Annotated in this window: 9 protein-coding genes; 6 read left to right on the forward strand and 3 right to left on the reverse strand. The window is 71.0% G+C overall.

The genetic code is table 11. The annotated features are described in order from the left end of the window. Window positions 1–7 precede the first annotated feature (7 nt). The 3 genes from QHF83_RS05320 (at window position 8) to QHF83_RS05330 (ending at window position 4,267) form a co-directional block, all read left to right on the forward strand. A complete protein-coding gene (locus QHF83_RS05320) occupies window positions 8–1,285 on the forward strand; it encodes a class I SAM-dependent rRNA methyltransferase (protein ID WP_282416670.1) in 1,278 nt (425 codons plus the stop codon). Then, complete coding sequence (locus QHF83_RS05325; protein WP_282416671.1) at window positions 1,282–2,121, forward strand: HAD-IIB family hydrolase; 840 nt, start codon at window positions 1,282–1,284, stop codon at window positions 2,119–2,121. Before QHF83_RS05320 ends, QHF83_RS05325 begins: the two co-directional genes overlap by 4 nt. A 256-nt stretch (window positions 2,122–2,377) precedes the next feature. Beyond that, complete coding sequence (locus tag QHF83_RS05330; RefSeq protein WP_282416672.1) at window positions 2,378–4,267, forward strand: serine/threonine-protein kinase; 1,890 nt, start codon at window positions 2,378–2,380, stop codon at window positions 4,265–4,267. Between the two features lie 66 nt (window positions 4,268–4,333). Here QHF83_RS05330 and QHF83_RS05335 read toward each other — a convergent pair whose 3' ends face one another. Further along, window positions 4,334–4,882, reverse strand: a complete 549-nt coding sequence (locus QHF83_RS05335; protein WP_282416673.1) for a CxxC-x17-CxxC domain-containing protein — start codon at window positions 4,880–4,882, stop codon at window positions 4,334–4,336. 373 nt (window positions 4,883–5,255) lie between these two features. On the opposite strand from QHF83_RS05335, the gene QHF83_RS05340 reads away from it, so the two are divergent. The 3 genes from QHF83_RS05340 to QHF83_RS05350 are packed head-to-tail and all read left to right on the forward strand — an operon-like array spanning window position 5,256 to window position 10,329. Then, window positions 5,256–6,644 (forward strand): hypothetical protein, encoded by a 1,389-nt coding sequence (locus tag QHF83_RS05340; protein ID WP_282416674.1) that lies wholly within the window; start codon window positions 5,256–5,258, stop codon window positions 6,642–6,644. Then, window positions 6,644–8,455, forward strand: a complete 1,812-nt coding sequence (locus QHF83_RS05345; RefSeq protein ID WP_282416675.1) for an ABC transporter ATP-binding protein — start codon at window positions 6,644–6,646, stop codon at window positions 8,453–8,455. Before QHF83_RS05340 ends, QHF83_RS05345 begins: the two co-directional genes overlap by 1 nt. Continuing rightward, window positions 8,452–10,329: an ABC transporter ATP-binding protein gene (locus QHF83_RS05350; RefSeq protein WP_282416676.1), complete on the forward strand. Its 1,878-nt coding sequence runs from the start codon at window positions 8,452–8,454 to the stop codon at window positions 10,327–10,329. The genes QHF83_RS05345 and QHF83_RS05350 overlap by 4 nt, the downstream gene beginning before the upstream one ends. A 382-nt stretch (window positions 10,330–10,711) precedes the next feature. Here the strand turns inward: QHF83_RS05350 and QHF83_RS05355 are convergent, their stop codons facing one another. Both QHF83_RS05355 and hemB read right to left on the reverse strand, forming a co-directional pair. Further along, window positions 10,712–11,194: a hypothetical protein gene (locus QHF83_RS05355; protein WP_282416677.1), complete on the reverse strand. Its 483-nt coding sequence runs from the start codon at window positions 11,192–11,194 to the stop codon at window positions 10,712–10,714. Further along, on the reverse strand, window positions 11,194–12,177 hold the full coding sequence (hemB, locus tag QHF83_RS05360; RefSeq protein WP_282416678.1) for a porphobilinogen synthase: 984 nt from the start codon (window positions 12,175–12,177) through the stop codon (window positions 11,194–11,196). Before hemB ends, QHF83_RS05355 begins: the two co-directional genes overlap by 1 nt. Window positions 12,178–12,203: the final 26 nt, after the last annotated feature.

Raw genomic sequence — 12,203 nt, forward strand, 5'->3', positions numbered from 1 at the left:
CACGCCCATGAACGCGCGCGCGAGATCCGCCAATGCCCCCGCCCCGAGTCCTCCGCGCCCCGAGGCGCGTAGGTCAGGGTCCCCCATCCCCGTCGTCACCCTCAAGCCGGGCCACGTGAGGCCCGTCTGGACCGGACACCCCTGGGTCTTCGCGCAGGCCATCGCCCGCATCGAAGGCGGCGCCCTCCCCGGCGACGAGGTCAAGGTCATCGACCCCCACGGCGCGACCCTGGGTCACGGCCTCTACACCCCCCGATCGGCGATCCCGGTCCGCATCTACACCCGCGACGACGCGCCCATCGACGGCGCGCTCTTCCGCCGCCGCATCGAACGCGCGATCCAGCACCGGCGCGATCTCGGCCTGCCGAACCACATCGCGGGGCACGAGACCACGGCCTACCGGCTGATCCACGCCGAGGGGGACGGGCTGCCGGGGCTCGTCGTCGACCTCCTCGGGGACGTGGCCGTGGTGCAGATCGGCACGATCGGCGTGAAGCGGCGCGAAGGTATCGTGTTCGACGCGCTCTCCGAGATGCTCTCGCCGCGCGCGATCGTCGACCGCACCTCGGTCGAGCTCGCGAAGAAAGAGGGCTTCGAGGCGTCCGCGGGGGTGGTCCGCGGAGACGCGAGCGTCGACAGGTTCTCGTTCCTGGAGCGCGGGCTTTCGTACGAGATCCCGCTCGCGCTCGGGCAAAAGACGGGCTTTTACCTCGATCAACGCGCGCTCCGGGCGCGGGTCGAGCAGCTCGCGCACGGGCGGCGCGTGCTCGACGCGTTCTCCTTCGTGGGGACGTTCGCGATGGCGGCGGCGCGCGGAGGCGCGAAGGAGGTCGTCGCGGTCGACGAGAGCGCGCTCGCGATCGAGGTCGGCGCGGAGTGCGCGCGGAAGAATGGGCTGCTCGGGCGGATCCACTTCCAGCGCGACGACGCGCGTCAGGCGCTGTCACGGGCCTCGGCCGAGGGCGGCTTCGACATCGTGCTCTGCGATCCGCCGAAGCTCTCGCCCACGCGCGGCGCGAAGGAAGGCGCGCTCGGCGTGTACAAGGCGCTCGCCTCCGCAGGCTGTCGAGCCACGAAGGCGGGCGGGATCCTCGTGCTCAGCTCGTGCTCGAGCGCGGTCTCGATCGACGACCTCACGCGCGCGCTCGCCCTCGGCGCGCGCGAGGCGCGCATGCACGCGGTCATCTTCGATCGGCACTTCCAGGGCGCGGATCACCCGGTGAGCGCGGCGTTCCCGGAGGGGCTCTACCTGAAGAGCGTGATCGCGCGGCTCGAGGCGCTGTGACGGCCGGGCCGACCTCGACTTCGCCGCTCGGGCTCGCCGCGATGCCACCGGAGGAGGCGCGCGGGCTCGCCGCGCTCGTCTTCGATCTCGATGACACGCTGCTCGATCACGGCGAGCTCACGGAGGTCGCGTATGCGTCGCTCTTCCGGCTGCGGGAGGCGGGGATGCGGCTCGTCGCGTGCACGGGGCGGCCCGGGGGATGGGCCGAGGTGCTCGTGCGGCAGTGGCCGCTCGACGCGGCGATCGCCGAGAACGGCGCGGTGGCCCTCGTCAAAGAGCGGCGCCCCGCCTCCGCGGCTCGCTTGCGCCTTGTGTTCCCGACGGAGCTCGCGGCGGCGGGATCGAGGCGCGCGGAGCTTTGGGCCCTCGCGGAGGAGCTCTGCCGTCGTTTTCCGACCGTGGCGCTCGCGGACGACAACCGCGCTCGCTTCACGGACGTGACCCTCGACATCGGCGAGCACTGCCGCGCGCCGGCCGAGGACGTCGCGGCCATGCGCGCGGAGGCCGAGAGGCGCGGCGTTCACACGCTCGCGTCGAGCGTGCACCTGCACCTCTCCTTCGATCCGGCCGACAAGGCCACGGGCACGCTTCGCCTCCTCGAAGCGGCCTTCGGGGAAGACCCTACGCGCGCGCGGGTGACCCACGCGTTCGTGGGCGACAGCGGCAACGACGCGGCGGCCTTCGCGGCGTTCACGACCACGATCGGTGTGGCGAACGTGCGCGCCTACTTGCAGACGCTGCCCGTTCCGCCGAAGTATGTGACCCAGGCCGCCATGGGACGGGGGTTCGCCGAGCTCGCGACAACCCTCGTGGATCTCCGCGTTCATCCCGGTTGAACGTGGGAGGTTGGCGCATCAATGTGAAGTTTGTCACGCGATCCGGGGGATGGAACGTGGGATGGACCAACAACGGCGCACAGGGACGAGGAGGCGGAACGAAGAGGCCCCCACTCTCTCCGAGATTCGCTATCTTGGCATCCGAAGTGGCTCTTTGCCCTGGGAGACGGGTATCGTAGCGGCTCTGCCTCGTGGCGGGGCCTTGGGCCGAACCCCGAGGCGAGACCATCTGGATCCGAGCATGTCCACCGGCTGAATGGCTTCTCGAACCCCCGCCCCCGGCGCGATCGTCGACAACAAGTACCGCCTTGCAGAGCGCATCGGCGGTGGCGGGATGGGCCACGTCTTTCGTGCGGAGAACGTGCTCGCCGGCCGTGCCGTCGCGATCAAGTTCCTCCACCCCGAGCTGTCGGAGAACACCGAGCTCGCGCAGCGCTTCTTTCAGGAGGCCCAGGCGGTCAACCGCATCCGCCACCCGAACATCGTCGACGTGATCGACGCGGGCGTGGGCGAGATGGGCCCCTACATCGTGATGGAGCACCTCGAAGGCGAGGGCGTGGGCTCCGCGCTGCAGCGCCTCGGGCGCTTCGACGTCGACGCCTCCGTCGCGACGTGCATCCCCGTCCTCGAGGCGCTCGACGCCGCCCATCGCGTGGGGATCATCCATCGTGATCTGAAGCCCGAGAACGTCTTCGTCGCGTTCGACGCGGGGCGAGGTCAAGCGGTCGTAAGGCTTCTGGATTTCGGCATCGCGAAAGTGCTCGACTCGAGCGGGCCCTCGCCGCGCACGCGCACTGGCGTGGTGTTCGGGACGCCCGACTATCTCTCGCCCGAGCAGGCCACGGGAGATGCGCCGATCGACGGACGAAGTGATCTCTTCGCCGTCGGCGTGCTGCTCTACGAGCTTCTCACGGGCACGCGGCCGTTCCGCGCGCCGACGGCCGTGGCCACGGCGTTCCGCGTGGTGCACGCCGAGGCGCCCACGCTCGCCGCGGCGGGCGTGCACGTCGAGCCGCGGCTCGAAGCCGTGGTCGCGAAGCTCCTGCAGAAGGATCCGATGAAGCGTTACGCCACCGCGGGCGAGGTGGCGCGCGAGCTCGAGCGCTTCTCGTCGGATCCGATGAAGCGCTCGATGGCGCTCGGCCGGATCATCAACCTGCCCCGGCGCGTCGCGCAGGCGAGCGTGGCGCAATCCCAAGGAGCGCCTCCGCCCCCGCCGCCGGCCACGATCCTGCCCGAGCCCGATCGCATCTCGACGCCGCTCCGGGAGCCGCCGACCGCGCCGCCGATCCGGCCGAGCGTGCGGACGAGCTACGGCGATTCGGGCGCGTCGTCGATCCCGTACGCGCCGACGCGCGTCGTGCCGAGCATGGGGAGCTCGAGCCGCACGAGTGATCCCGGGCCTCCGCCGCGCGGCGACTACATCGCTTCGCCGCGCAGCATCGAGCCGCTCGTGCCTCCCGCGATGCCCAAGCCGCTCGGCGTGGCGCGGAGCGCGGCGTCGAGCGCCTCGAGCGCGTCGGCGGGCTCTTCCAGCGCGGGCCCGCCGTCGCGCTACGTCCAGCCGCGCGCGGCGTCGCGGTTTCCCGGGATGTACCAGGTGCGCGGCGCGGTGCTGCGTGCCGTCGACAAGGCCCTCACGGAGGACGCGGGGCCGCGCGTGCGCGAGCAGGTCGTGGCGCAGCTCCCGCAGCGCTACGCCGAGGACTTCCTGAACGACTCGATCAACGCGCTCGTCGCGTACGATCTCGAAGCGCTCGACGCGTACATGGAGATCGCGACCGCGATCTCGCTGCACGAGCCTTCACGATGGCGCGCGCTCGGCCGCCTCGCGATCGGCGGCGAGCTCCACAACACGGTGCGTAGCGTGCTCCGGCCCGCGCCGGATCTGCAGATCGCGATTCGACGCGGGATCTCGATCTGGTCGCGGCTCTTCAGCTTCGGCGCGTGGAAGGTCGGCGCGAGCCAGAGCGGGAAGGTGGTCCTGCAGATCGCGGAGTTCGAGCCGGCGTCGCTCGCGCTGCGCCTGTGGGTCGTGGGGATGGTCGAGGAGACGGCGCGACGCGCCGCGAGCTTCGACGTGCGCGTGGCGATCACCGCCGGCGAGGTCGGGTTCACGCCCGAGCTCACCTGCGAGATTGCTTGACGATGGGGGGCCGCGCGGCATCGCCGCGCTTTGCCCCCCAAACCCCCCGGTGCCTGGTGGGAAACTTCAGGACGGCTTTTCAGCCTGGAAGCAAGCCCGGCAGTAGACCTTCTGGCCCTCGGCCGGCTTGAACGGGACGGTCGCCGCGACGCCGCACGCCGCGCACGTGATCGGGAAACCGCGGCCGCGCGGGCCACGCGGACCGGACGAGGTGCGCGGACCTTGCGCGCGATCGTGGCCGCCGTCGCGCGGGCCTTGGCCTCGCTGCGGGGAGCCGCCGCCGCGATGCCCTGGCGCGGCGGGGCGGCCGTACGACGGGTACATGGCGAAGTGCGGATCGGGCATCGGGCTCCGGTATTCGTTCACGTCGCCCGTGTAGCGGCCGGGGCGCGCGGCGGGCTCGTGCCTTCGACCTTCGCGTCCGTGCGGAGCGCCGCGGCTCGGGCCTTCGCTACGGCCCGCGCTCTTCGATCGCTTCTCGCGCCAGCAGGGCTTGCACAGCGTCGGCGGGGACGAAAGCCCTCGCTCGGCGCGCGCGGCCGCGTCGGTGGCGGAAAAAAGGAACGACGAGCCGCAGCTCGCGCAGTTGATCTGCTCGTCTCGATGCTGCTCCATGGACACTCCGGAAACTCTTCGCAAAGGGCGCGGGTGAAAGGACCCGTGTGCCCGCGTGGTGTGCTCGGCACGCCCCTGATTTCACGGCAAAAACGCCCGCCCTTTGCAGGACGAGCGCTCGGAGATCGTGGAGAGCAAGGTGACATGCAGCCCCTCGGGGTCAAGGCGCTCGTGCCTCGCCTCCACGCGCTGTCCGCGGTCCGCCTCGGCTGTGCGCGACGCGCGAAGACGCGAGGGGATATCACCGCGTTTTGGCCAGTGCTACAAGGGGAGCCACGACGCCATCCGCCTTCGCAACGCGCCACGCACGCGACGCTCGTTCGTTCGCGCGCGAGTCGCGGTTCCGCAGAAGAGCGCACCTCGAGCCAGAGCGATGACCCACGCCCCCTTGCACCTGACCGACAGCGATTTCGACGCCTACGCGCCGGAGAAGGCCACGTCGAACGCCTACTCGCGACCGCGCCTCGAAGTGAAGCAGCGCGCGCTCGCCTGGGCGCGCGGCGTGATCGCGCGCCTCGCGGATCTCGGAATCACGGTCGACGTGCACGGCTCGGACGAACATCCGACGCTGCGCAACAAGAAACGCGTGGAGTGCCAGTGGGTCTTCTTCTGGCGCGACGCGGCAGCGCGCGAGGAGCTCGAACGGCTGCTCGACGCGGGACGATCGATCTCGGCCGCGATCGATGATCCGAGCCCGTACGGTCGGCACGCGTTCCTCGCGCTCCGGATCGACTCGCACAGCGTCGAGGTTTGCTTCGCCGTACACCCCGAGGCGAAGGTCGACATCGACAACCTGCGCGCGCGGCTCGCGGCGAAAGATGGGACCGGACCGGCGCTCGCCGCCGAGCTGACGGCCGCGCTCCGCGCGCTCCCCGAGCAGTTCGCCGTGGGCGTCGGCGCCGATCGCGTGGCCGCGAGCGCGGCGAGCCCGGAGGCGATCGAGGCGATGCTGGAGCGCGCGGCCGAGGGGCAAGTGCCGCTCTGGATCGGCTGGGCCGTGCCGCGCGAGGTCGCGCTGGAGCACGCGGAGATCCTCGACGAGCAGCTCGAAGACGCGCTGCTCGCGCTCGCGCCGATCTACACGCTCGTCGCGTGGTCGCGGAAGAACGATCACATCGCGCTCGATCGGCGCCTCGAAGGCATCGAGCGCGAGCGCGCCCGGACGCACGCGGAGGTCTCGGCCCAGACGGAGAAGTGGCAAGCCGAGCAGGCCGCCGCGCGCGAGCGCTCGCTCGCCGAGGCGAAGGCGCGCGGCGAGGCCGAGGGGCCACGTGCTTCGGCGCTTGCGTTCGGTCATGGCGCGCGTCCGGGGTACGGCGCGCCGCGCAAGCCTTCGCTCGACACGTTGTTCAAGCCGAGCAGCAAGCCCGAGGGGGATCGCGATCGGCGCGGCGGCAGGCCGCAAGAAGCGAAGGCCCCACAAGCTCCGGCCGCGCCGCGCGAGCGCGACCGTGAGCACACGCCCGCGCCGCCTCGCGTCGCTCCTGCGCCCGCGCCTGCGGCATCGAGCAGCGCGAGCCCGGCGGCGCCGACCACGATGGAGAAGGGCGCGCGCGTGCGTGTCTTGAGCGGCCCGTTCGCGGACAAGATCGGTGTCCTCGGCGAGCTCGACGGTCGCGGCGGCGCGCGCGTTCTGCTCGGCCTGCTCTCGACGCGCATCGAAGTCACGGATCTCGCCCTCGTGCCCGAGGGGCGCGAGCGGCCCGCGATCCAGAGCTCCCACCGGCGGCCCTCGGCCCCGATGCCCCGCAAAGCGCGCTGATGCGAAAGGTCGATCCGGCCGAGTTCCCCTCGGGGCTCGGCGCTCAGTTCCGGCGCAACATCTGGCTCTATCTGAGCGGCGCGCTCCTGCTCGCGACGCAGCAGATCCTCATGGTGAAGCGCGACTTCCTCGTGAGGGACGCCGTCGACGCGGCCGAGCAGCTCCGCGCGAGCGACGCCGCGCAGGATGCCCTGCTCATGCTGGGCGCGGTCGTCGTGGCGGCCGTCGTGCGTGTCCTCTCGCGCTGGACGATGTTCACGGGCGGCAGGAACGTCGAGTACGAGCTCCGCGCGGTCCTCCTCGCGCGCCTGCACAAGCTCGGCCCCGCGTTCTTCAGGCGCATGCCCACGGGCGAGATCATGAGCCGCTCGACGAGCGACTTGCAGCAGATCCGGCTCCTCCTCGGCTTCGGCATCCTCAACGTGGTGAACTCGCTGCTCGCCTTCGCGAGCGCCCTCTACGTCATGGTGCGCGTGAGCGTGGTGCTGACGCTCGCGGCGCTGGTGACGTTCCCCGTGCTCATGCTGGTCACGCGCACCTTCTCGTCGAAGATGTTCCAGCGCATGCGCGAGAACCAGGAGGCGCTCGGCAAGATGAGTGATCGCGTCCTCGCGAGCCTCGCCGGCGTCCGCGTCGTCCGCAGCTTCGCGCTCGAGGAGGCGGAGATCGCCACGTTCGAGCGGGCGAACCGCGACTACGTCGAGAAGAACCTGATGCTCGCGCGCATCCGCGGCTCGATGCAGCCGATCATGGGCTCGATCCTGGCCGCGGGCACGATCATCGTCTTCTGGTACGGCGGCGCGCTCGTGCTCCGCGGCGACATCTCGAAGGGCGCGTTCATCTCGTTCTGGGCCGCGCTCGGCCGCCTCATCTGGCCGATGCTCGCGCTCGGCTTCGTGACCGCGATCGTGGCCCGCGGGCGGGCGAGCTACGTGCGGCTCAAGGCGATCTTCGACGCGGTCCCCGAGGTCGTGAGCGGCGCGCTCCCCGCGCCCGAGGCCGTCTCCGGCGCGCTGCGCGTCGAGGGCCTCGCGTTCGCCCACGGCGAGCGGAAGGTCCTCGAAGACGTCCGGTTCGACATCCCCGCGGGCGGCTCGCTCGCGATCGTGGGACGCACGGGCTCGGGCAAGAGCACGCTCGCCACGCTCTTGCCGCGCCTCTTGCCGACGCCGCGCGGCACGGTCTTTCTCGACGGCAAGGACATCTGCGATCTGCCGCTCGAGGTCGTGCGCGAAAGCATCGGTTACGCGCAGCAGGACGCGTTCCTCTTCTCGACGACCGTCGCGCAGAACATCGGCTACTCGCTCGAAGAGCAGGACTCGCCGGAGGCGATGCAGAAGATCCGCGCCGCCGCGGCCGAGGCCGGCGTGCTCCAGGAGATCGAGTCCTTGCCGGACGGCTTCGACACGGTCGTCGGCGAGCGCGGCGTGCAGCTCTCGGGTGGCCAGCGACAACGCGTCGCCCTCGCCCGCGCGCTCCTGCGCGAGCCGAAGATCCTCGTCCTCGACGACCCGATGTCCGCGGTCGACGCGAAGACGGAGGCGGCGATCCTCGGCGCCATCGAGCGCCAGGCCGCGCGCCGCACGCTCGTCCTGATCACCCACCGCGTCGCCGCGGCGAAGCGCTGTGATCGCATCATCGTGCTCGAGCGCGGGCGCGTCGTGGAGGAGGGCACGCACGAGGAGCTCGCTGCGGCCGGGGGCCTCTACGCGTCGTTCGCGGAGGAGCAGGAGATCGAGGAGAAGCTCGCTGCGTTCGGCGCCGAGGACCTGCCCTCCTCGATGCCCTCGCCGGAGGCCGTGCCCGCATGACGAGCTTGTCCGTGGATCCGAAGGCGAACGGCGGGAAGTCGGCTGCGCCCGAGAAAACTCGGGCCGAGAAGGCGCTCGCGCGGTTTCACGAAGAGGACCGGCTCGGCGAGGGCCTCGACGCGAACATCCTCGCGGGGCTCTGGCCGTTCATGCGGCCGCACGCGAAGTGGCTCGTCATCTCGCTCGTCCTCTTGCTCCTCGGCTCGGGCCTCGCCGTGCTCCAGCCGTGGCTCATGGGGCTCACGTTCGACGCGTTCCAGTATCCCGACGCGGCGCAGACGCTCATGAAGATGGGCGCGCTCATCCTCGTCCTGAAGCTCGTCGAGCAGTCGATCTCGTTCCCGCAGGTCTACCTCATGCAGCTCGCGGGCGCGCGCGCGTCGGGCGATCTGCGCGCGCACGTCTTCCGCTTCCTGCACACGCGCAGGCTCGGCTTCTTCGATCGCACGCCCGTCGGCCGCCTCGTCACGCGTGTCACGAACGACGTCGACGCCATCAACGAGATGTTCGCCTCGGGCACGCTGAACGCCCTCGGCGACCTCGTTCGTCTCGTCCTCATCATCGTGGTCATGCTCCGCCGCGACTGGCAGCTCGCGCTGATCACGTTCGTCGCGGTCCCGCCGGTCGCGCTCGGCGTCATGTGGACGCGGCGCCGGATCCGCGACGCGTTCCGCGAGATCCGCGTCAAGACGGCGCGCATGAACGCCTACCTGAACGAGCAGGTCTCGGGCATGGCCGTCGTGCAGGCGTACGCGCGCGAGGAGCAGAGCGCCGCCGAGTTCGACGAGATCAACGAGGCCTACCGGCAGGCGAACAACCGCTCGATCGTCTTCGATGCGGCGCTCGACGCGGCGATCGAGCTCGTGCAGAGCCTCTGCATCGCGGCCGTTCTCTGGTACGCGGGCGTTCGTTCGCTCTCGGATCGGGTTTCGTTCGGCACGCTCGTCACGTTCGTCGCGTACATCGAGATGTTCTTCGTCCCGATCCGCGATCTCTCGGCGCGCATGACGCAGCTCCAGTCGGCGATGGCCGGCGCGGAGCGCATCTTCCAGCTCCTCGAGAACAAGGAAGAGGACGCGCCGGTCCCCGCCGCAGACGGGCAGGCCGAACAGAAGAAGGACGAAGCGATCGCGTTCGAGCTCGACCACGTCGACTTCGAGTACAAGCCTGGCGTGCCCATCCTCCGCGACGTCTCGATCCAGGCGGCGAAGGGCGAGAAGATCGCGCTCGTCGGCGCGACGGGCGCGGGCAAGACGACGGTCGCATCGCTGCTCCTGCGCCTCTACGAGGCCAAACAAGGCCACGTGCGTGTCTTCGGCCGTGACGTGCGGAACGCGCCGCGGGACGAGCTTCGCAGGCGTTTTGCGGTCGTGCCTCAGGAGGTCTTCCTCTTCCCCGGGACGATCGCCAGCAACATCGCGGCCGGCGACATCGAGGTCGATCGGGCGCGTGTCGTCCGCGCGCTCGACCGCATCGGCGCGCTCGATCTCTTCGAGCGTCGCGACGGCGGGCTCGACGCGAAGGTCGAGGAGCGCGGTTCGAACTTCTCGGCGGGCGAGCGCCAGCTCATCGCGTTCGCGCGCGCGCTCTACCGCGACCCGCCGATCCTCGTGCTCGACGAGGCCACGGCGAACATCGACAGCGACACCGAGGCGCGCCTGCAAAAGGCCGTCTGGGCGGCGATGCAGGGGCGCACCGCGCTCATCATCGCGCACCGGCTCTCGACGATCCGCGCCGTCGATCGCATCGTCGTGTTCCACAAGGGGCGCGTCGTCGAGCAGGGCAGCCACGAGACGCTGCTCGCGCAGGGCGGGGCGTACGCGCGCCTTTACCAGCTCCAGTTCAGCCGGGGCGAGGCGCACGCGGCGGAGTAGGCGTTTCGCGAGGGCGGGGTGTCGTTCCGCGAGGGCGGGGTGTCGTTCCGCGAGGGCGGGGTGTCGTTCCGCGAGGGCGGGATGTCGTTCCGCGAGGGCGGGATGTCGTTCCGCGAGGGCGGGGTGTCGTTCCGCGAGGGCGGGGTGTCGTTCCGCGAGGGCGGGGTGTCGTTCCGCGAGGGCGGGGTGTCGTTCCGCGAGGGCGGGGTGTCGTTCCGCGAGGGCGGGATGTCGTTCCGCGAGGGCGGGGTGTCGTTCCGTGAGGGCGGGGTGTCGTTCCGCGAGGGCGGGGTGTCGTTCCGCGAGGGCGGGGTGTCGTTCCGCGAGGGCGGGGTGTCGTTCCGCGAGGGCGGGGTGTCGTTCCGCGAGGGCGGGGTGTCGTTCACATCCCCGCGTCGCAACTCCCGTGCGGCATCGCCGCCGGATCCTCCGGCGGATCCGGCTCTCCATCCCCGGTCCCCGCCACCACGAGCAGCCAGTAATCCACGCAGCTCCCGTTCACGAGCACGAGCTTCTTGTCGGTGACCTCGCGCAGCTCCGCCTGGTTGCCCGACGCCTGCGCGACGGTGCTGTCCTTCGTCCCGCACTTGTTGAACGACAGCCAGATGTTCACGAACCGCGGCACCTCGCCGAGCCCGTGCTCGAGCTCGTAGCGCATCCCCGCGGGGAACCAGAGCAGCTCCCCGTCCCACGGCGCGCTCATGTAGACGCCGTTGTCGATCGTGCCCTCCGTGTATCGGACCGGCGTGTTCGCCTCGGCGGAGCGGTCGCAGTTCGGGCCGATCGAGTTGATCGCGTTGCAGCCGCTCGAACCCACGAGCGCGAGCGTGGCCGCGAGGACCCCCCAGCGTGATGCGCGACCCATCAGCCGAGCCAGCGCGCCGCGTCCACGGCGTGGTACGTCAGGATGAAGTCCGCCCCCGCGCGCCGGATCGACGTGAGGAGTTCCAGCACCGCGCGCTTCTCATCGATCATCCCCGCGGCCGAGGCCGCTTTGATCATCGCGTACTCGCCGCTCACGTTGTACGCGCCGAGCGGCAGCGGCGACGCCGCGCGCACCTTCGCGATCACGTCGAGGTAGGGCAGCGCCGGCTTCACCATCAAGAGGTCCGCGCCTTCCTCCTCGTCGAGCCGCGCCTCGCGCAGCGCCTCGCGCGTGTTCGCCGGATCCATCTGGTAGCCCGCGCGATCGCCGAACTTCGGCGCGCAGTCCGCGGCCTCGCGGAACGGGCCGTAGAAGCTCGACGCGTACTTCACCGCGTACGACAGGATCGCCGTCCCCTCGTGGCCCGCGCCGTCGAGCGCGCGGCGGATCGCGCCCACACGCCCGTCCATCATGTCGCTCGGCGCCACGATGTCCGCGCCCGCCGCCGCGTGCACCACCGCCGTCTTCGCCAGCACTTCCAGCGTTGCGTCGTTGTCGACCTCGAGATCGCCGCGCGGGCCCGGCTTCAGGATCCCGCAGTGCCCGTGCTCGGTGTACTCGTCGACGCAGACGTCCGTGATCACGAGCAGCTCCGGCGCCGCGTCTTTCATGGCCGCGACCGCGCGCGGCACCGGGCCGTTTGGATCGTACGCGCTCGAACCGCTCGCGTCCTTCGTCCGGGGCAGGCCGAACAGGATGATCCCGCCGAGCCCGAGGGACTTGGCCAGCCGCGCCTGGTCGGCGGCCGCGGCGACCGGGAGCTGCGAGACGCCCGGCATCGTCGAGACGGGCCGGGCCTCGTCGAGCACCTCGTTGAAGAAGAGCGGCAGGACGAAGTCCGAGGGGGCGAGGGAGGTTTCGCGGACCAGGCTCCGGATGGCCGACGAACGGCGGAGCCTGCGGGGTCGTTCGGTGGGGAACACGGGGGGCACTCTAGCAGCGCCCTATT

This window comes from Polyangium sp. 15x6 (assembly GCF_029960785.1).
Taxonomy (GTDB): domain Bacteria; phylum Myxococcota_A; class Polyangia; order Polyangiales; family Polyangiaceae; genus Polyangium.